The sequence below is a fragment of the Pseudomonas sp. NFPP02 genome (assembly GCF_900119355.1).
Lineage (GTDB): Bacteria > Pseudomonadota > Gammaproteobacteria > Pseudomonadales > Pseudomonadaceae > Aquipseudomonas > Aquipseudomonas paracarnis.
Window position 1 is genome coordinate 1 of sequence record NZ_FPJI01000014.1, and the last position, 19,641, is coordinate 19,641.

Here is a 19,641-nt window from a genome sequence, read left to right on the forward strand (position 1 = left end):
TGGGAACGATCAGCAAACAGCGCGGGTTCTGATCCGGCTACTGCCTCAAGAACACTGGAGTTCCCATGTGGGCGCTGGCTTGCCTGCGATAGCGGCGTATCAGCCAGCCATTTGTTGCCTGACCCTCCGCTATCGCGGGCAAGCCCGGCTCACACTTGGGTTATGCGTCGTTTATCGAGGCTGTGGGCACTCCAACGCCTGGCCCACCATCCCCTTCGCCATCTCCACCCAACGCATCTCATCACTCCGTCCGATGCGTGGGCCTGGGCGTCGGACTTGCACGTCCGGTCACCAAGCATTCGATGACAGGGCGAGACTGGCTACCGAATCCGACGCAAACAAGGCACCTGAGCGCTGAATGGTCGGTAGGTCAAATCCGGCTATGAGTTAGGACCTTTCTGGTTTTCTTCTTTACTCATCCATCACGTTTTACTGCGACCTACCATTCTGTGTGTCATTCACGCACAGGGACAAAGAACATGCAGGAAAGCGACCTTCATACAGCGATCATGCGAAGCAAGTTGGAACTTGAATCAAATGGCATTGATCTGGGTTCCAGTTCAAGCATGGCGTTTCATGTGGGCAACACGATGACAAGCTGCCCGGCAGTCATGGTGTTGCCGAGTTTGCCAGGTTGGAGTCATGGCCCTCATTACCAGTTACTCAAGCCGATTCACGCTGACCCCGTTGCGCCCGATACGACGTTTGATGAACTCTGGAAATGTACACAGCAACACTACGGCCTCACGGCAGCCACAGTGATCACTGACGCGGCGGGCATACCCATAAGCAAAATTGCGGTGGGTGCTTGGGTTCACGTCGGCTCCAGCAAAACCACGAACCTGGCTAGCCTGATCGGAATGCGCTTTTTCCCTCGTACGTTGATCAGGCAACCCACCATGGACAGAATGGCAAAGGCAACGTTTGGCACGGTGCGGGTATTTGGCATCATCGGGCGAGGCATGCCCTTCGTCGCTGCCGGGCTTGCAGTCTTTGACCTGGTCAGTATTGTTAAGTGTGCCTATGAGGCGAGAAATGGAAGGTAGCCTGGCCAGAGCCGACATCAGCGAAAAAGTGATCCAGCTGTTCGTGGATATCATCGGTTTTATCGACCGAAGCGAAGTGACGGAGCACACCGATTTCATCCATGACTTCGACATCATTGATGACGACGTGACCTGCTTTGTCATGTAGATCAAGTGGCAGTTCAAGCTGCAAGCGACGCAGGAGGATTGGGATCACATCACGACCATCGAGCAGATAGTCGATTTGATCGTCCAGCGTTCGACTCTTCGGTGAGGCCACTGACGCCATCGCAGGCAAGCCAGCTCCCACAGTTGACCGCGTCGCTCGGGCAGTACGCGATCCCTGTGGGAACGATCGCTCAGCCAGCATTTTTCCCATTGGCTTCCAATTGCCCCAACGGCACCCGCCGCTCTATGGCGCTGGACAAAATAATAGAGGTCTTGCTGAAGCCGAACTTCGCTACCCGATTAATCAGGCTCTCCAACTCGGGCATCGAGCCCACCGCCGCTTGCATGATCACGCAGGGGTCGCCGGTGACGCGGTGGCATTCGGTGAGTTCGGGTATCTCCGCCAGGGCGTCGTACACCTTTTGGCTGCCATGGTTGGTCAGCCGCAACTCAATCACGCATTGAACCGGCAAGCCCACTTTGGATAAATCCACCTTGGCCTGGTAGCCGGTGATCACGCCGCTGGCCTCAAGCTTGGCCACGCGTTCGGCCACGGCGGGGGCGGAAAGGTTCACGGTGCGCGCCAGTTGCGCGTAGGAAGCACGGCCATCTTCAAGCAGGGCGCTAAGGAGCATGCGGTCGTATTTGTCCATGATAAGGCTCCGGTTGCGCGTGGCTTTCGAAAGCACGGTTTATAGCCTTGATAACCATGGTTTGAGAAGTGTATTGGCGTTTTAAACAGGTTTTGTAACTTAAGTTTATCCACCTTCGTTTCTAGAATAAGTCTCCCATTTCCTGCCATAGAGCCGCCCAATGCCTGGCCCACGTCGCTTTCCCTTACCGTTGATCGCCGCCTTTTTTGCGTTGTATGTGATCTGGGGTTCCACCTACCTGGTGATCCGTATCGGCGTGGAGTACTGGCCGCCGCTGTTGCTGGCGGGGATTCGGTTTTGCACGGCGGGGGTATTGATGTATGGCTTCCTCAGATGGCGCGGGGTGCCGGCGCCGACCTGGCCGCAGTGGAAGGCTGCCGGGATGATCGGCATTTTGTTGCTCACCGTGGGCAATGGTGGCGTCAGCGTGGCGGAACATATGGGCGTGTCGTCCGGCGTGGCGGCGCTGGCGGTGGCGACGGTGCCGCTGTTTACCTTGCTGTGTGGTTTTTTCTGGGGCGCGCGTAATACGCGGTTGGAATGGGCAGGCGTGCTGCTGGGGATCATCGGCATCGCCATGCTCAACATGGGCAGTACCTTGCAGTCGAGCCCACTGGGCGCGGTGTTGCTGTTGATGGCGGCGGCGTCCTGGGCCTTCGGCTCGGTGTGGAGCCGCCATTTGCCGCTGCCCCAAGGCGCCATGGCCAGCGCCGCGGAAATGCTCGTGGCTGGCGTGGCGCTGCTGATCGTCAGCGCATTGTCTGGCGAGCACCTGAAGGCCATGCCGCCGTTGGAGGGCTGGCTGGCCCTGGCGTACCTCACGGTGTTCGGCTCGATCATCGCCTTCAACGCTTATATGTACCTGCTCAAGCACGTACGCCCGGCGGCGGCGACCAGCTACGCCTATGTGAACCCGGCCGTCGCCGTGTTGCTGGGGATTGTGTTCGTGGGTGAGAGCATCGGCCTGGAAGAAGCCCTGGCAATGCTGGTGATCATCAGCGCGGTGTTGCTGATCAGCCTGCCCCAATGGCGCAAGCCCAAACCCGAAATAAGGTAAACTGCCGCGCATTACGCCCTTGCGCTGAATTTTTCCTACGGTAACTACATGACTTTCGCCACCCTTGGCCTGATCGAACCCTTGCTGCGCGCCCTTGAGACGCTTGGCTACCAGACCCCGACGCCGGTGCAGGCGCAAGCCATTCCGGCAGTGCTGGCCGGTCGCGACCTGATGGCCGCGGCCCAGACCGGCACCGGCAAGACCGCAGGTTTCGCCTTGCCGCTGCTGCAACTGCTGACCATGGAAGGGCCGAAAGTCGCCGCCAACTCGGCGCGTGCGCTGATCCTGTGCCCCACCCGTGAACTGGCCGAGCAGGTTCATGCCAGCGTTGCCGAGTACGCCCAACACCTGCCGCTGACCACTTACGCGGTGTACGGCGGCGTGAGCATCAACCCGCAGATGATGAAGCTGCGCAAAGGCGTCGACATTCTGGTCGCCACCCCTGGCCGCCTGATCGACCTGTTCCGCCAGAACGCGCTGAAGCTCAACCAGCTGCAAACCCTGGTGCTGGATGAAGCCGACCGCATGCTCGACCTGGGCTTCTCCGAAGAGCTTGCCAACATTTATCGCATGCTGCCGAAAAAGCGCCAGACCCTGTTGTTCTCCGCGACCTTCTCCGATGACATTCGCCTGCTGGCCGGGCAGATGCTCAACGACCCGCTGAGCATCGAAGTCAGCCCGCGCAACGTTGCCGCCAACACCGTCAAGCAGTGGGTGGTGCCGGTGGACAAGAAGCGCAAGCCGGAGCTGTTTGTGCACCTGATGCGCAAGGGCCGTTGGAAGCAAGTGCTGGTGTTCGCCAAGACCCGCAACGGCGTGGATGCGCTGGTGGACAAGTTGCAGGGCCTGGGGATCAACGCCGACGGCATCCATGGCGACAAACCACAAGCCACCCGCCAACGCGCACTGGACCGATTCAAGGCCAGCGAAGTGCAGATCCTGGTGGCCACCGATGTGGCGGCCCGTGGCCTGGATATCGAAGACCTGCCGCTGGTGGTCAACTTCGACCTGCCGATCGTGGCCGAGGACTACATCCACCGTATCGGCCGTACCGGGCGTGCGGGCAACACCGGTGAGGCGATTTCCCTGGTGTGTGCCGATGAGGTGAACATGCTCTCGGCCATCGAGATGCTGACCCGTCAGACCCTCACCCGCAAGATGGAACCGGATTTCGAGCCGGAGCACCGCGTGCCGGACACCGATGCCAGCGGGCAGGTGGTGAAGAAACCGAAAAAGCCGAAGAAGCCGAAGGCGTCCGGCGGTGGCGGCAAGCGCAACCTGGGCAAGTGGGTGGACAGTGGGGAAGTAGCCCCGGCTGAGCCGTCGATCAAGCCGGTGCGCAAGGTGCTGGTGTTTAATACTGGGCCGCGTAAGAAGAAGTGATTGATCGTTCCCACGCGCGTGGGAACGCATCCTGTGACGCTCTGCGTCACGAACCTAAAGTGGGACGCAGAGCGTCCCTGGCGGCATCCCCACGCAGAGCGTGGGAACGATCAGCGGTGGAGCCACTCCAACATCCCCAGCCCAGCCGCCCGGCCACTGGCAAAACACCCCAGGCAATGGCTTGAGCATCAACCGCTCATCCAGCGCTTCAAACGGGACACCACCCGCCGTGCTGATCGCCTCATCCATCGGCCGCATTTGATCGTTCCCACGCTCCGCGTGGGAGCGCATCCTGTGACGCTCTGCGTCACGAACCTAAAGCTGGACGCAGAGCGTCCCTGGCGGCATCCCCACGCAGAGCGTGGGAACGATCAGCGTTGGAGCCATTCCAACATCCCCATCCCAGCCGCCCGGCCACTGGCAAAACACCCGGTCAGCAAATACCCACCGGTCGGCGCTTCCCAATCGAGCATTTCCCCCGCACAAAACACCCCAGGCAACGGCTTGAGCATCAACCGCTCATCCAGCGCTTCAAACGGCACACCGCCCGCCGTGCTGATCGCCTCATCCATCGGCCGCGTCCTCACCAGCGTCAGCGGCAACGCCTTGATATCCACCGCCAATTGCGCCGGGTCGGTGAAGTGTTCAGCAGGCGTCAGCTCGCGCAACAACGCCGCTTTCACGCCATCCAACCCCAGCTGACTGTGCAAATGCTTGCTCATCGACCGCGAGCCACGGGGCTTGGCCAATGCGGCCTGCACCTTGTCCAGCGGCTTGCTGGGCAGCAAATCGATATGCACCGTGGCCGCACCGTCGCGGTTGATCGCTTCGCGAATCGGCGCCGATAAGGCGTAAATCAAGCTGCCTTCGATACCGGTGGCGGTGATCACGCATTCGCCCAGCCGAGGCTTGTCATCCCCCAGGCCAATGGCGACGTTTTTCAACGGCGCGCCAGCGAATTTGCTGACCATCAACTCGCTCCATGCCGACACTTCAAACCCGCAGTTGCTCGGTTGCAGCCTCACATAGGGCAGGCCTTTGCCTTCAAACAGGTTGAGCCATGCACCGTCGGAGCCCAATCGCGACCAGCTGCCGCCCCCCAGGGCCAGCAGCACAGCGTCGCTGTGGACAACTTTTTCGCCGTCCGGGCTGTGGATAAGTAAATCGCCCTCGTCATTCCAACCCGTCCAACGATGCCGGGTGTGGATAACCACACCTTGCTCCCGCAGACGCTTGAGCCAGGCGCGCAAAAGTGGCGCGGCTTTCATATCGGTAGGAAATACGCGACCGGAGGTGCCGACAAAGGTCTGGATACCCAGGCCATGGATCCATTCGCACAACGCCTCGGCGCCAAAGCTGCGCAGCAGCGGCGCCATGTGCGGCGCGCGTTCGGCGTAGCGCGACAGGAACGCCGGGTACGCCTCGGAGTGGGTGATGTTCATGCCGCCCACGCCTGCCAGCAGGAACTTGCGCCCCACCGACGGCATACCGTCGTACAGGTCCACGCGCACGCCAGCCTGGCTCAAGACTTCGGCGGCCATCAGCCCGGCGGGGCCGCCGCCGATAATGGAGACGTGGTGGGCAGAAGTCTGAGGCATGGGCAGGGCTACGGTGATGTGAATAGGTCGAGCATTCTACCCGACCACGACGCCGCTGCCTGATCAGAAAACGTACACTTTCCTACAGGCCATGCGGTCAAACGCTTGTAGCCGCTTACGCTCAAGTTATCCACAGGTCGTTCCACAGGCATTGTGGGTAACGCCCACAACTCAATGACAGCCTGATGACGTCCATACCCGCTGCGCGCTGTGGTGCAGGATGCCGTGGCGGCGGGCGAGGGCGGGGCGGTCCTTGCTATAGCCGCCACCGATCACGCCCATCACCGGTATGTCGCGGCCCAGGCAGTGGCGCATCACGCTTTCATCACGGGCGGCGACGCCGGCGTCTGTCAGCTTGAGGTAACCAAGGGCGTCGTCCTTGTGCACATCCACGCCGGCGTCGTACAGCACCAGATCCGGCTGGTAGAGCGGCAGCAGGTAGTTGAGCGCGTCATCCACCACCTTGAGGTAGTCGGCATCGCCCATGCCCATGGGCAGCGGGATGTCCCAGTCGCTCTGGGCCTTGCGTGCCGGGAAGTTCTTTTCGCAGTGCAGCGACACGGTGATGGCGTCTGGCGTGTTGTGCAGGATGCGTGCGGTGCCGTCGCCCTGATGCACGTCGCAATCGAAGATCAGCACGCGATTGACCCGGCCGCTGGCCAGCAGGTAATGGCTGATCACCGCCAGGTCATTAAAAATGCAGAAACCCGCCGGATAATCGTAATGGGCATGGTGGGTGCCACCGGCCAAATGGCAGGCCAGGCCATGTTCGAGGGCCTGTTCGGCGGCCAGGATCGAGCCGCCCACCGCACGCACCGTGCGCCGGGCCAGGGCTTCGCTCCACGGCAGGCCGAGGCGGCGTTGGTCTTCGCGGGGCAGTCCGCCGCTCATGTAGCGTTCGATATACCCCGGTTCATGGGCCAGGGCCAAAATGTCTGCCGGGCACAGCGGCGGGCGCAGCAATTGGCTGTCTTCGGTCAGGCCGCTGTCCACCAGGTGGTCACGCAACAGGCGAAACTTGTCCATGGGGAACCGGTGGTCCGCCGGGAACTCAGGGCTGTAGTCTTCGTGGTAGATCAATGGCAAGGGCATGGGATTTTCTGACGGGAACCTGCGAAGGATCTTAACAGCGCTGTACACTCACGCACATGGCAAGGCAGGGGGGACCCATGGAGCCGATACTGGAATTGGAAAGTGCACGCTTGGTGCTGCGCCAATGGCGCGACAGCGACCTGCCGGACTTTGCGCGCATGTGCGCCGACCCGCAGGTAATGCGTTACTTCCCGGCTCAATTGAGCCACTTGGAGAGCGCAGCGTTGATCGGCCGGATTCGCGGGCATTTTGCTGAATATGGCTTTGGGTTCTGGGCTTTGCAGCGCAAGGACACCGGTGAATTTATCGGCCTGACGGGCCTTGCGAATGTCAGCTTCGAAGCCGGCTTTACCCCGGCGGTGGAGATCGGCTGGCGCCTGGCCCGCGAACATTGGGGCCTGGGTTATGCCAGTGAGGCGGCCTGGACGGCGTTGCGCTGTGGTTTTGACCGCTTGCAACTGGACGAAATCCTGGCCTTCACCACTGAAGCCAATCTGCCCTCACAAAAAGTCATGCAGGCCATCGGTATGCATTACGATCCGCAGGCAGATTTTGAACACCCGAAAGTCGCAGCCGGTGACCCGCTGCGCCCGCATGTTTTGTACCGCATCACCCGCGCCCAATGGTTGGACACGCTGCACGGATAAGCAGGCGGTCATGCTCAACAGAAACCCGTAGGAGCGAGCTTGCTTGCGAAGAACGCAAGAGCGCTGCGGTAAACCAGAAGCGCTGCGTCATCGTTAACGACCTTCGCGAGCAAGCTCGCTCCTACAGGTAGATACCGTTTTGCTTTGAGGAGAGTTTGAATGAGCCAAGTATTGGAAGATCTGGTGGACTTGCTGACCCTGGAGCCGATCGAGGAAAACCTCTTTCGCGGTCGCAGCCAGGACCTGGGCTTTCGCCAACTGTTCGGCGGCCAAGTGCTCGGCCAGTCGCTGTCGGCGGCCAGCCAGACCGTAGAAGAAGCTCGGCATGTGCATTCCCTGCATGGTTATTTCCTGCGCCCTGGCGATGCCGCGTTGCCGGTGGTGTATTCGGTGGACCGCGTGCGCGACGGTGGCAGTTTCAGCACGCGTCGTGTCACCGCGATTCAAAAGGGCAATCCGATCTTCACCTGCACGACCTCGTTCCAGTACGACGAAGCAGGCTTCGAGCACCAGACCACCATGCCGGTGGTAGTGGGCCCGGAAAACCTGCCGTCGGAGCTGGAGCTGACCCAGCAACGTGCGCACCTGATCCCCGAGCACATGCGCGACAAGCTGCTGTGCCCCAAGCCCATCGAAGTGCGCCCGGTCACCGAAAAAGACCCCTTCAACCCGCAGCCGTCCGACCCAGTCAAGTACGTGTGGTTTCGTGCCGACGGTGCCTTGGCGGACACGCCGGCGTTGCATAAATACCTGTTGGCCTACGCCTCGGACTTCGGCCTGTTGACCACCTCGTTGCTGCCCCATGGCAAGACCGTGTGGCAGAAAGACATGCAGGTCGCCAGCCTCGATCACGCGCTGTGGTTCCACGCCGACCTGCGTGCCGATGACTGGTTGCTGTACGCCATGGACAGCCCGTGGGCTGGCAACTCCCGGGGTTTCTCCCGGGGCAGCGTGTACAACCGCGCCGGGCAACTGGTGGCGTCGGTGACCCAGGAAGGTTTGATTCGCCATCGCAAGGATTGGGCATGAGCCTCTGCGACGTGAAGCACTGGGTGTTCGACATGGACGGCACCCTCACGGTGGCGGTGCATGATTTTGCGGCTATCCGCGTGGCGCTGCAGATCCCGCCTGAAGACGACATTCTCACGCACCTCGCGGCATTGCCGGCAGATGTCGCGGAGGCCAAACATGCCTGGTTGCTGGAGCATGAGCGCGAGCTGGCGCTGGGTTCCATTGCGGCCGAAGGTGCCGTTGAGCTGGTACGCGAATTGGCTGGGCGCGGTTATCGCTTGGGGATCCTGACCCGTAATGCGCGGGAGCTGGCCCATATCACCCTGGAGGCGATAGGCCTGGCGGACTGCTTTGCCATTGAGGACGTGCTGGGGCGCGATGATGCGCCGCACAAGCCGGATCCCGGTGGGTTGCTGAAACTGGCGGCGGCTTGGGACGTAGCACCCCGCGAAATGGTGATGGTCGGGGATTATCGCTTTGACCTGGATTGTGGCCGGGCAGCGGGCACCAGGACGGTGTTGGTGAACTTGCCGGAGAACCCTTGGCCGGAATTGGCGGATTGGCATGCCGAGGATTGTGCGGCGCTGCGCCGAATGATCTAAGCCGGGCGACAGAGAGCAAATGTGGGAGCTGGCTTGCCTGCGATAGCGTTGGGTCAGCTGACACTTTATCAACTGACAGTCCGTCATCGCAGGCAAGCCAGCTCCCACATTTTGATGGGGTTCCTTCAGGTGCTACTGGGCGAACAGTACCTTTTCTCCCTCTGGCGAGGTAAACATCTTATCCCCGTCATGCCCCACCCCCAGCACTTCTACCAGCCGGTGGCCCAACTGCGGATGTCGCTGCTTGAGGTAGTCAAAGTAGTTGTGGCCACGAAGCAGTCGATACGCACCCTGGGTTTCGGCTTCGCAGCTTTTATCCAATGCCGGGTGGTTGGGGTCGGTGTCCTGCTGGCCCAACAGGTAAGTGATGTCGCGTGAGACGTAGTCTTGTTCCAGTTGCTGGGCACCTCGGTCACCCACGTAATCCGGCAGGTTTTGCATGCCGTACTTCCAGTCGTTGAAGCCTGGGCAATTGGCAATGTCGAACGTCACCGGGCGTTGCGGGCTGAAGTACGCATAGGACGACGGGTTGGCCACCACATACCGCAGGCGGATGCCCTCGGAATTCAGCAATGGGTGGTCGTGGCCGGTGAGGGCGAAGCGCTGCACCACTTGGCCGCCACCGGAATGCCCGGCGACCACGATTTCTTTCAGTGCCGGGAACAGTTTGCGGTTGCCCAAGTGCTTGATGATCTGGTCCAGAGCGCCATAAGAGCTGATCTGCCCTGGGCCGGTGGACGCTTCGCCGGCCATCCAGTCGTTACCCTTCCAACGCACTACCTCGTGGCCCAGGTGATTGCGCTTCACGTCGGCTTGATTGAGAAACTGCGGCGCGATCACCAGCGTACTGCCGCCCACCCCGGCATGCTCGGCGGCGTCGATGCCGCTTTGCAGGTAGGTTTGTGCATTGCGCAGGCGGCCATGCACGATGATCAATGCGCGTGTGACCTTGGGCAGCGGCTGGCCCCAGTTCTGGCTCACGCCGAGGCTGAGGTCGCCGGCCTCCAGATGAAAACGATCGGGGCTGACCACCTTGACGCCGTGTTCAGCCGCGAAGGTGCAACAGGACACGAGCACACCCAGCAGCAACCCCAATCGTTTGATCATTTAGAGACTCTTGGCCGCGAAGGTATCGCATTGAGTGATCTGGCCCTGGGCGAAGCCGGTCTTGAACCAGCGTACCCGTTGCGCCGAGGTGCCGTGGGTAAACGAGTCCGGCACCACGCGTCCTTGCCCCTGTTGCTGCAAGCGGTCATCGCCGATGGCATTGGCTGCGTTCAGGGCCTCTTCGATATCACCGGGTTCCAGCCAGTTCAGGCGTTTTTGCGCATGGTTGGCCCACACGCCGGCAAAGCAATCGGCTTGCAGTTCCTGGCGAACCAGCAGGCCACCGTCGCCTTCCATCTGCCGACCCTGTTGGCGCGCTGCCTGGATCTTGGACGAGATGCCCAGCAACGTTTGTACGTGGTGCCCGATTTCGTGGGCGATCACGTAGGCCTGGGCGAAATCACCGGCGGCCTGGAAGCGTTGCGACATTTCCCGGAAAAAATCCAGGTCCAGGTACACCTGCTGGTCAGCCGGGCAGTAAAACGGGCCGCTGGCCGAGGTGGCGCCACCACAGGCTGAGTTCACCCGGCCACGGAACAGGATCAGTTTCGGGTTCTTATAGGCCAACCCATTTTCCTGGAACACCTGGCCCCAGGTGTCTTCGGTATCGCCCAGCACGGCGCGCACAAAGTCGGCTTGCTCATCGTTGGCTGGCGGCGCTTGACGCGGCTGGGTGCTGACCGACGGCGCCTGTTCCATCTGGCCGGTCAATTGGCCAAGAATCTGCATCGGGTCCTGGCCGGTCAGCCAGCCAATGCCGACGATCAGCACGATGGCCGTGAGGCTCAGGCCCTTGCCGCCGCCGAAGCGCATACCGCCACCGCCGCCGCCACTGTCGTTACGGGCATCCACCACGTTGTCGCTGCGTCGGCCTTTTTTCCATAGCATGGGAGCAATCCTCTGTGTGCTAACCGTGATTGATTATGGTCGGTATTAACGGCAATAGCCTTCGCCAGTGGCGACGATCAGGCAGTCTTTTTTATCTGCCAGCCACTTCAAGCCGGTGGCAGCGCCATCGCCAGCGCGCAACAACTGCGGGCCGTCGGGGCGGGTGAAGGCGATGCCGTCTTCAGCGGCCTCACCTTTGAAGGTGCCGGCGTCATCGGCGTCCAGGCCATATTGCATGGTGAGAAGGTAGTGGCCGCGGCCAATGCTGTCGTCCTTGGCGATGGTCAGGTGCAAGCCTTCGACGCCGACCCACTTGCCGACCCATTTATCGGTGGGCGGGGTTTCGGGCACCAGGGTCGCTTGCACGGAGGCGGGCGCGGGCTTGGGAGCTTCTTTCGGGGTTTTATCGCAGGCGGCGAGCAGGGCGAGGGCAGACAGGGCAAAGAGGATTTTTTTCATAGCGGCAAGGCCTTGGTTAAAAAGTGTGCAACGCCGGGGCGAGCGTGCAGCGTTGGACTCGGATCCATCGATTTAGTGCGCTGTTCGCCCGGTGTTTGGTTATGCTCTTGGGGCAGACTCCGGCCCGGCTGCTAGATTACCGGGTTGAGCGCGACTTGGTTCAGCGCTCAGCGTCCCGCTCGCCACACAAGAGAATTCAATGACTGTCAGTACCCCGCTCTCCGGCGTCAACCATCCGTTCAAAGGCATCCTGCTGATTGTGCTGGCGACGTTCCTGTTCTCCAGCCACGACGCCTTGTCCAAATACCTGGCCGGGTTTTACCCGATCGTGATGGTGGTGTGGGCGCGGTACATGGTGCACACCTTGCTGATGGCCGGGATCTTCCTGCCGCAATCGGGCTTGCGCGTGTTGCGCAGCAAGCGGCCGGGCATGCAGGTGGTGCGGGCGTTATGCCTGTTGGGCACCAGCCTGTTCTTCACCACAGCGCTGCATTACATCCCGTTGGCCGAAGCTACAGCGGTGAACTTCCTTGCGCCGATCCTGGTGACGGCGCTGTCGGTGCCGTTGCTCGGTGAGCACGTGACCCGTGGCCAGTGGCTGGCGGTGATCTGCGGGTTTATCGGCGTGGTGATCATTATCCACCCCGGCGGCGAGCTGTTTACCCCGGCGGTACTGCTGCCGCTGTGCTCGGCGCTGTTCTTCTGCTTCTACCAGTTGCTCACGCGCATCCTCAGCCAATACGACAGCCCGACTACCAGCAACTTCTTCGCCGGCCTGTGCAACACCTTGGTGATGAGTGCGATGGTGCCGTTCTTCTGGCAAGTGCCGACGTTGTGGCACGCGGTGATGATGCTGGCGCTGGGCACCTGCGGGATGACCGCGCACCTGATGCTCACCCAGGCGTTCCGCTTCGCGGCGCCGGCCTTGCTGGCGCCGTTTGGCTATTGCCAGATCGTGTTTGCGGGGTTGTTGGGCTGGCTGGTGTTCAGCCATACCCCCGATATGACCACGGTGGTGGGTATCGGGGTGATCTGCATGAGCGGGTTGGCCGCTGCCTGGCAGCAGCGGCGGCGTTAGTTAAACGTCTACCGTCGGGATCTTGCGCGGCGCCATGAAGTACATCCACACCAGTGCGATGAAGTACATCGCCGGGATCAGGGTGAACAACACCGTGTAGTTGTTGTTGGTCACCGTGAGGATATGGCCGACGATCTGGGTCATGAACATGCCGCCGATGGCCGCGCACATGCCGCCGAAACCGAACACCGTGCTCATCATGTGCTTGGGCGTGTAGTCCATTACCAGGCTCCAGATGTTGGCGGTCCAGGCCTGGTGTGCGCCGATGGCCAGGGAGATGGCAAACACCGCGACCCACAGCTGGCTGGAGCCGGCCGCCATGATCACGCCGACGATGCAGCAGGCGAACAGCAACATCGACAACAGTCGCGCCTTGATCGAGTTCATCCCACGACCGATCAGGAATGACGACAGGATCCCGCCGCCCACGCTGCCAAAGTCGGCGGTGAGGTAAATGATGATCAGCGGAATGCCCATCTGGGTCACGTTGATGCCCAGGTTGTATTGCTGGTTCAAGAACGGCGGCAGCCAATACAGGTAGAACCAGAACACCGGCGCAGTGAGCGAGTAGGCGAGGGCGAAGGCCCAGGTGCCGCGCATGCGCAGGATGCGGCTGAACGGCACGCGGGGTTGTTCCGGCTCGACTTCCTGTTGCACGTAGTCCAGTTCGGATTGTTTAACGGTGGGGTGGTCTTCCGGGTTGTAGTACTTCAAGCCCCAGAGCACCAGCCAGATACCGCCGAGTGCCGACATGCACAGGAACGCTGCCTGCCAGCCCCACACGTGCAGGATCAACGGCAGCAGCATGGGCGTCATCATCGCGCCGACGTTGGTGCCGGCGTTGAAGATGCCGGTGGCCACTGCCCGTTCACCCGCCGGGAACCACAAGCGTGTGGTCTTGACGCAGGCCGGGTAGTTGGCGGCTTCGGTCAGCCCGAGGACAAACCGGCAGACCATAAAGCCGACCGCCGAGGTGGCCAGGCCATGGGCGCCGGTGGCCAGGCTCCACAGCAGCACGGCGCAGAAGAACACGCGCTTGACGCCGACCCGGTCGATCAAGCGGCCTTGCAGCACAAAGCCGATGGCGTAGCCGACCTGGAACCAGAAGTTGATGTTGGCGTAGTCCATCGCCGTCCAGCTCATTTCCTTGGCGAGGATCGGTTGCATCACGCCCAGGGCGGCGCGGTCGATGTAGTTCAAGGTGGTGGCAAAGAACACCAGGGCCAGCATGCCCCAGCGCGTTTTACCCACGGCCAGGGCACCGCGGATCTTGTCGCCGATGCCGGCGTGCGGGTTGCCCGGGCGCGCGGCCAGGGCTGAATTTTGCAGAGGCATGAGGTTTGTACCCGTTTTTTGAAATTCTTATGGTGTGTTCTGGGTCTTTGTTACGTGAGCGAATTGCCCGGTCGATGGTGCGCAGTGGTTAAAAAGTCGTCAATTCGCCAAAGGGGCTTAGTGTTCGATAATCGCACCAAAAACTAACCGGTTCGTACATTTTAATTGCTGCCGGTAGGCTGGGGGCGAATAATTTGCCACAAACAACAATTGCCGGGAGTCTTCCATGCAACGTTCTATTGCCACTGTGTCCTTGAGCGGCACCCTGCCGGAAAAACTCGAAGCCATCGCCGCCGCCGGGTTTGATGGGGTGGAGATCTTTGAGAACGACTTGTTGTATTACGACGGCAGCCCTCGGGAAGTCCGGCAGATGTGCGCCGACCTCGGCATCGCCATCACCCTGTTCCAGCCGTTTCGCGACTTCGAAGGCTGCCGCCGTGATCGCCTGGCGCGCAACCTGGAACGCGCCGAACGCAAATTCGATCTGATGCAAGAGCTAGGCACCGATCTGGTATTGGTGTGCAGCAACGCCTCGGCCGACAGCGTGGGCGACGAACGTATTTTGCTCGATGACCTGAGCCTGCTGGCCGAACATGCGGGCAAGCGCGGCCTGCGCATCGGCTATGAAGCGCTGGCCTGGGGCAAGCATGTGAACACCTGGCAGCAGGTGTGGAACCTGGTGCGCCAGGTCGATCACCCAAGCCTGGGCGTGTTGCTCGACAGCTTCCACACCTTGTCGCTCAAGGGCGACCCGAGCGGCATCGCGCAGATCCCCGGCGACAAGATTTTCTTTGTGCAAATGGCCGACGCGCCGATCCTGGCCATGGATGTGCTGGAGTGGAGCCGGCATTTCCGCTGCTTCCCAGGCCAGGGCGAATTTGACCTGGCGGGCTTTCTCGCGCCGATCATCCAGAGTGGCTACACCGGGCCGTTGTCCCTGGAAATTTTCAATGACGGTTTTCGTGCTGCGCCGACCCGCGCGAATGCGGCGGATGGCTTGCGGTCACTGTTGTACCTGGAAGAAAAAACCCGTCAGCGCCTGGCTGAAGAAGCCCCCGCTGCGCCCGTGGATATCCTGTTTGAAACTCCGGCGGCCAGCGAATACGACGGTATCGAGTTTCTTGAATTTGCCGTGGACGAAAGCCTCGGCGCCAAACTGACCCACTGGTTGGAGCGCCTGGGTTTCGCCAGGGCCGGCCAGCATCGCTCCAAGAATGTGAGCCTGTTGCGCCAGGGTGACATCAACCTGATCCTCAACTGCGAACCCTATTCCTTCGCCCACAACTTTTTCGAGGCTCACGGCCCGTCGCTGTGCGCCACGGCAATTCGGGTCAAGGACAGTGCCAAGGCCCTGGAGCGGGCGGTGGCCTACAAGGGCCAGCCTTATCGCGGCCTGGTCGGCCCCAACGAGCTGGAATTGGCCGCCGTGCGTGCACCGGATGGCAGCCTGATTTACCTGGTCGACCCCAGCGAAGGCGGGCTGTACGACACCGATTTCAACCTGCAAACGGCTGCACCCGCCAGTGGCGGCTTGCTGCGCATCGACCATATGGCCATGGCGCTGCCGGCCGACAGCCTCGACAGTTGGGTGTTGTTCTACAAAAGCCTGCTGGATTTCGAAGCCGATGACGAAGTGGTCCTGCCCGACCCCTACGGCCTGGTGAAAAGCCGTGCGTTGCGCAGCCGTTGCAGTTCGATTCGCCTGCCGCTGAATATCTCCGAAAACCGCAACACGGCGATTTCCCACGCGCTCTCCAGCTATCGCGGTTCGGGCGTGCACCACATTGCCTTCGATTGCGCGGATATTTTTGCCGAGGTACGCCGGGCCAAAGAGGCCGGTGTGCCGTTGCTGGATATCCCGCTCAACTATTACGACGACCTGGCGGCACGCTTCGATTTCGACGATGAGTTCCTCAGTGAGTTGGCGTATTACAACGTGCTGTACGATCGCGACGCCCAGGGCGGTGAGTTGTTTCATGTGTACACCGAGGCGTTCGAGGGGCGGTTTTTCTTCGAGATCATCCAGCGCAAGAATGGCTATGCCGGCTACGGCGCTGCCAACGTGGCGGTGCGTCTGGCGGCGATGGCCAAGTCGCGCAGTGGGGCGGTACGCCAGGCTCGGCTATAACCGCAAGGCAGGTGCTTCCTTCGGGGAGCGCCGCGGCCCATAATCAGCGCCTGCACAACAATGGCCGTGAGCGCACCATGATCTCGAGTCCCGATCTCCCCGCGGTAGCTGACGCACCGCGCAAGAGTCGCAAGAACAATCCGGAAAAGACCCGGGAGAATATTCTCCAGGAAGCCATTGTCGAGTTTGTTCAACAGGGCCTGGCCGGCGCTCGCGTAGACGCCATCGCTGAGCGCATCCATACCTCCAAGCGCATGATCTATTACTACTTCGGCAGTAAGGAGCAGTTATACGTCGAGGTATTGGAGAAGCTCTACGGCGATATCCGCAACACCGAAACCCGCATGAACCTCACGGCCCTGGAGCCGCGTGAGGCGATTCGCCGGCTGGTGGAATTCACCTTCGATCACCACGACCAGAATGTGGATTTCGTGCGCATCGTCAGCATCGAAAATATCCACAACGCCGAGTACGTCAAGCGCACCGACACCATCAAGGCGATGAACAGCAAAATCCTGGAAGGGTTGGGGGAGACCCTGCGCCGCGGGGCTGAGTTGGGGCTGTTTCGCGAAGGGCTGGAGCCGCTGGATGTGCACTTGCTGATCAACTCGTTCAGTTTCTACCGGGTGTCCAACCGGCACACCTTCAGCGAGATTTTCCAGATCGAGCTGTCGGATGAGGCGATCAAGCAGCGCCATCGGGAGATGATTTGCGAGTCGGTGTTGCGCTACCTGCAAGCCTGAGAACTGATCGTTCCCACGCTCTGCGTGGGAATGCCGACATGGACGCTCTGCGTCTGCTGTCATGATGGGGTTGCATCCCTAGATATTCATGCTCTGGAAGTGCGCCAGCATCCTGTCTGCATCCGCCACTTCGCCGCTGAACAACTCAAACGCCTTCACCGCCTGAAACACCGCCATATTGCCGCCATCCAGGGTACGGCAACCCAAGGCGCGCGCGTCGCGCAGCAGTTGGGTTTCCAGCGGGAAGTACACAATTTCCGCCACCCACAATTCAGCCCGCAACAACGCCGCAGGCACAGGCGTGCCGGGCAGCTTGGCCATGCCCATCGGCGTGGTGTTCACCAGGCCATCGGCCTCGGCCATGGCGCTTTCCAAGTGGCTGCCGACCTGAGCGCGACCGACGCCGAACTGCTGGGCAAGGCTATCCGCAAGGTTCTGGGCGCGAGTGCGGTCGACATCGAAGATGCTCAAGTGCTCCACGCCTTCTGCCAACAGTGCATGGGCCACTGCCGCGCCCGCACCACCGGCGCCCATCTGCACCACGCGTTGGCACGGTACGTTGTGCAAGTTGCGCCGAAAACCTTCGGCGAACCCCAGGCAGTCGGTGTTATGACCGATGCGTTTGCCGCCCTTGAACACCACGGTGTTGACCGCACCAATACCCCTGGCCTCATCGGAGAGCTCATCGAGCAACGGCAGAATCGCCTGCTTGCACGGGTAAGTAATGTTCAAACCGGTGAAGTGCATCAGCTCGGCGGCCCGTAGTAATTCCGGCAGGGCGTTGAGGTCCAGGTGCAGCGGCTCCAGGTCGATCAGGCGATACAGGTAGCGCAAGCCCTGGGCGTCGCCTTCCTGCTCATGCAGTGCCGGTGTGCGTGAGGCCTGGATGCCGGCGCCGATCAGGCCCGCGAGAATGCGTGGTTTCATCAGGTGCGTCCCTTCAGCGTCAGGCTGAAATGTTCCAGTGCCAGGTGGTAGCCATGGCTGCCAAACCCGGCCAGCACGGCCTGGGCGATCGGTGACACAAACGAGTGATGACGAAAGGCTTCACGGGCATGCACGTTGGATAAATGCACTTCGATCACCGGCACTTCACTGGCCACCAGGGCATCGCGGATCGCGACCGAAGTGTGAGTCCAGGCCGCCGGGTTGATCACAATACCCGCGCAGCGGTTGCGGGCGCCGTGGATCCAGTCGAGCAATTCGCCCTCGTGGTTGGTCTGGCGAAACTCGATCTTCAGCCCGAGCTTGTCGGCGCTGCGACCACACAGGGCGGCAATGTCGGCCAAGGTTTCATGGCCATAAGTGGCAGGCTCGCGGGTGCCGAGCAGGTTGAGATTGGGGCCGTTGAGCACCAGCACGATGGGCGGCATAGAGGCTTCTCCACAGTTCTTATTGGTTGTGGAGTCAAAATGTACTGGTTGGTTAATTTGGTCAATGGATGGCTGCGGATCTGTTCGGTGATCGAACGTTTAATCAATGCAATTGCTGGATCACTGGCTGATGTGCATTCGGTTGAAGTATTGCGCGAGGTTGCTGAACGAGGAGGACTTTCGAGCATTGGCCGGGTCGTTCCAGTCGTTGGCATCCCTGGTTACAACCCGGCATTCGCCGGTTTTTTGTGGTTACTAATCTGTGAATCAGCTTCGGGAATAGGAGCCGGTTGTCGGGTGTGCAGAGGGAAATTGTTACCTGACGGAAAATAACCTAACGGATGGGTTACGATGAGAGTAGGTGCTTACAAAGGCTATGTCATTTCGGTGTTTATCAGGGATGAGCATTGCCCGCCCCATGTGCATGTCAGGGGCAAGGGATGGGATGCGCGGTTTCGTTTCAGTTTCCTGGATGGGGAAGTTGAGTTGTGGGATGTAGAGCCTGAACGGAGGCGGCCACCCACAGCACTTCTGAAGGAGATACGCGTGGCGATCATGCAGCGGCACTACTTGGCGCGGGCACGCAGGATCTGGTGGGAAAAACTGCAGACGGTTTGCCTGGAGAATCATTCCTGGAATTGGGACGCTGGTGAGTTGGTTCCAGGATTGGTCATTCGACACGGCGTCTATGTCATCGCCAGCGCCAGGCACGATGTCATAGCGCAACGGACTATTTTGAATCTGGTAAGAGCGCCAGATTGCGTGGGGATTAATTTATGAAAATCATAAAAGCCAAAGTCACACCTTATGTACCTCTCACTGAAGCCGACGTTGACAAGGCAATCGCCCGAGGACGCAGGTTGAAACGCCTGTACGCCAACGCCAGTAACGTACGTTATGAAAACGATTGCCTCTCCATTGGCTTCAGCGATGGCAGCCGCGTTGTGTTGCCGGTGGCTGGCCTGCCGGAGTTCGAAGGGTTTTCAGAGAAGGATTTCCAGCAACTGGAAGTGACGTTCGGTGGCAAGGCGATTAGCTGTGAAGCGCAGGATCTGGATGTTTCGATCACTGGGTTGATCGCTACAAGCCAGCCGCTGATGGACCTGGCAACCAGCCTGGTGGCATCGCGCAATGGTCGCAAAAGCAGCGCGGCCAAGACCGCAGCGGCCCGGGCCAATGGCAAGAAGGGTGGCCGGCCACGCAAGGAAGTACCGCAGCCCCCAGAGACAACAGACACTTGAATAAACAGTAGGAGCGAGCTTGCTCGCGAAAAACTCACAGGCACCGCGTTTAT

At 60.6% G+C, this 19,641-nt stretch carries 21 protein-coding genes and 2 pseudogenes; 13 read left to right on the forward strand and 10 right to left on the reverse strand.

Annotation, left to right across the window (positions count from 1 at the left end; translation table 11 throughout):
* Positions 1-479: 479 nt before the first annotated feature.
* Both BT204_RS22095 and BT204_RS22100 read left to right on the forward strand, forming a co-directional pair.
* Positions 480-1,046: a hypothetical protein gene (locus tag BT204_RS22095; RefSeq protein ID WP_072448273.1), complete on the forward strand. Its 567-nt coding sequence runs from the start codon at positions 480-482 to the stop codon at positions 1,044-1,046.
* Positions 1,036-1,299, forward strand: a pseudogene (locus tag BT204_RS22100) (acyl carrier protein). Before BT204_RS22095 ends, BT204_RS22100 begins: the two are co-directional and overlap by 11 nt.
* 85 nt (positions 1,300-1,384) lie before the next feature.
* Here the strand turns inward: BT204_RS22100 and BT204_RS22105 are convergent.
* Positions 1,385-1,846, reverse strand: a complete 462-nt coding sequence (locus BT204_RS22105) for an Lrp/AsnC family transcriptional regulator (RefSeq protein WP_072448276.1) — start codon at positions 1,844-1,846, stop codon at positions 1,385-1,387.
* A 160-nt stretch (positions 1,847-2,006) separates the two neighbouring features.
* Between BT204_RS22105 and yedA the strand changes: the two genes are divergently transcribed.
* Complete coding sequence (yedA, locus tag BT204_RS22110; RefSeq protein ID WP_072448278.1) at positions 2,007-2,903, forward strand: drug/metabolite exporter YedA; 897 nt, start codon at positions 2,007-2,009, stop codon at positions 2,901-2,903.
* Between the two features lie 48 nt (positions 2,904-2,951).
* Entirely contained in the window at positions 2,952-4,286 is a 1,335-nt protein-coding gene (locus BT204_RS22115; protein ID WP_072448280.1) for an RNA helicase RhlE1, read from the forward strand.
* A gap of 110 nt (positions 4,287-4,396) precedes the next feature.
* Here the strand turns inward: BT204_RS22115 and BT204_RS22120 are convergent.
* From BT204_RS22120 to BT204_RS22130, 3 genes and pseudogenes are all read right to left on the reverse strand, one after another.
* A pseudogene (locus BT204_RS22120) lies at positions 4,397-4,541 on the reverse strand (aminoacetone oxidase family FAD-binding enzyme); the annotation flags it as partial.
* A gap of 116 nt (positions 4,542-4,657) precedes the next feature.
* Positions 4,658-5,884 carry a TIGR03862 family flavoprotein gene (locus BT204_RS22125; RefSeq protein ID WP_072448282.1) on the reverse strand — a complete coding sequence of 409 codons (1,227 nt, stop codon included), beginning with the start codon at positions 5,882-5,884 and terminating at the stop codon, positions 4,658-4,660.
* 171 nt (positions 5,885-6,055) lie between these two features.
* Complete coding sequence (locus BT204_RS22130) at positions 6,056-6,976, reverse strand: histone deacetylase family protein (protein ID WP_072448284.1); 921 nt, start codon at positions 6,974-6,976, stop codon at positions 6,056-6,058.
* Positions 6,977-7,053: 77 nt separating this feature from the next.
* On the opposite strand from BT204_RS22130, the gene BT204_RS22135 reads away from it, so the two are divergent.
* The 3 genes from BT204_RS22135 to BT204_RS22145 all read left to right on the forward strand — a co-directional run bounded on the left by BT204_RS22135 (position 7,054) and on the right by BT204_RS22145 (position 9,236).
* Complete coding sequence (locus BT204_RS22135; protein WP_054896171.1) at positions 7,054-7,623, forward strand: GNAT family N-acetyltransferase; 570 nt, start codon at positions 7,054-7,056, stop codon at positions 7,621-7,623.
* 159 nt (positions 7,624-7,782) lie between these two features.
* A complete protein-coding gene (gene tesB, locus BT204_RS22140) occupies positions 7,783-8,652 on the forward strand; it encodes an acyl-CoA thioesterase II (protein WP_054896170.1) in 870 nt (289 codons plus the stop codon).
* Positions 8,649-9,236 carry an HAD family hydrolase gene (locus BT204_RS22145; protein ID WP_034126933.1) on the forward strand — a complete coding sequence of 196 codons (588 nt, stop codon included), beginning with the start codon at positions 8,649-8,651 and terminating at the stop codon, positions 9,234-9,236. Before tesB ends, BT204_RS22145 begins: the two co-directional genes overlap by 4 nt.
* A gap of 132 nt (positions 9,237-9,368) precedes the next feature.
* Here BT204_RS22145 and BT204_RS22150 read toward each other — a convergent pair whose 3' ends face one another.
* The 3 genes from BT204_RS22150 to BT204_RS22160 are packed head-to-tail and all read right to left on the reverse strand — an operon-like array spanning position 9,369 to position 11,690.
* The gene (locus BT204_RS22150) at positions 9,369-10,343 is read right to left on the reverse strand and encodes a hypothetical protein (RefSeq protein ID WP_072448287.1); all 975 of its coding nucleotides are present in this window, start codon (positions 10,341-10,343) and stop codon (positions 9,369-9,371) included.
* Complete coding sequence (locus tag BT204_RS22155) at positions 10,344-11,231, reverse strand: KPN_02809 family neutral zinc metallopeptidase (protein ID WP_014720040.1); 888 nt, start codon at positions 11,229-11,231, stop codon at positions 10,344-10,346. It lies immediately after the preceding gene.
* Positions 11,232-11,276: 45 nt separating this feature from the next.
* Positions 11,277-11,690 (reverse strand): lipoprotein, encoded by a 414-nt coding sequence (locus tag BT204_RS22160; RefSeq protein WP_034126935.1) that lies wholly within the window; start codon positions 11,688-11,690, stop codon positions 11,277-11,279.
* A 199-nt stretch (positions 11,691-11,889) separates the two neighbouring features.
* Here BT204_RS22160 and BT204_RS22165 point away from each other — a divergent pair, with 199 nt between their 5' ends.
* Positions 11,890-12,768 carry a DMT family transporter gene (locus BT204_RS22165; RefSeq protein WP_003194370.1) on the forward strand — a complete coding sequence of 293 codons (879 nt, stop codon included), beginning with the start codon at positions 11,890-11,892 and terminating at the stop codon, positions 12,766-12,768.
* Here the strand turns inward: BT204_RS22165 and BT204_RS22170 are convergent, their stop codons facing one another.
* Positions 12,769-14,103, reverse strand: coding sequence for an MFS transporter (locus BT204_RS22170; protein WP_014720038.1), 1,335 nt, complete (start codon positions 14,101-14,103; stop codon positions 12,769-12,771).
* 226 nt (positions 14,104-14,329) lie between these two features.
* Here BT204_RS22170 and quiC point away from each other — a divergent pair, with 226 nt between their 5' ends.
* Positions 14,330-16,231, forward strand: a complete 1,902-nt coding sequence (quiC, locus tag BT204_RS22175) for a 3-dehydroshikimate dehydratase QuiC (RefSeq protein ID WP_034126936.1) — start codon at positions 14,330-14,332, stop codon at positions 16,229-16,231.
* A 77-nt stretch (positions 16,232-16,308) separates the two neighbouring features.
* Positions 16,309-16,974, forward strand: a complete 666-nt coding sequence (locus BT204_RS22180; RefSeq protein WP_072448289.1) for a TetR/AcrR family transcriptional regulator — start codon at positions 16,309-16,311, stop codon at positions 16,972-16,974.
* Between the two features lie 78 nt (positions 16,975-17,052).
* Here the strand turns inward: BT204_RS22180 and BT204_RS22185 are convergent, their stop codons facing one another.
* Positions 17,053-17,904, reverse strand: coding sequence for a shikimate dehydrogenase (locus BT204_RS22185; RefSeq protein ID WP_175550981.1), 852 nt, complete (start codon positions 17,902-17,904; stop codon positions 17,053-17,055).
* Positions 17,901-18,347 (reverse strand): type II 3-dehydroquinate dehydratase, encoded by a 447-nt coding sequence (aroQ, locus tag BT204_RS22190; protein ID WP_019818037.1) that lies wholly within the window; start codon positions 18,345-18,347, stop codon positions 17,901-17,903. The genes BT204_RS22185 and aroQ overlap by 4 nt, the downstream gene beginning before the upstream one ends.
* A 39-nt stretch (positions 18,348-18,386) precedes the next feature.
* Here aroQ and BT204_RS27665 point away from each other — a divergent pair, with 39 nt between their 5' ends.
* From BT204_RS27665 to BT204_RS22200, 3 genes are read left to right on the forward strand one after another with little or no spacing between them, the layout of a single operon-like run.
* Positions 18,387-18,680 (forward strand): hypothetical protein, encoded by a 294-nt coding sequence (locus BT204_RS27665; protein WP_139271534.1) that lies wholly within the window; start codon positions 18,387-18,389, stop codon positions 18,678-18,680.
* Positions 18,681-18,698: 18 nt separating this feature from the next.
* Entirely contained in the window at positions 18,699-19,127 is a 429-nt protein-coding gene (locus BT204_RS22195) for a DUF4160 domain-containing protein (RefSeq protein WP_054896163.1), read from the forward strand.
* Positions 19,124-19,588: a DUF2442 domain-containing protein gene (locus BT204_RS22200; protein ID WP_034126939.1), complete on the forward strand. Its 465-nt coding sequence runs from the start codon at positions 19,124-19,126 to the stop codon at positions 19,586-19,588. Before BT204_RS22195 ends, BT204_RS22200 begins: the two co-directional genes overlap by 4 nt.
* Positions 19,589-19,641: the final 53 nt, after the last annotated feature.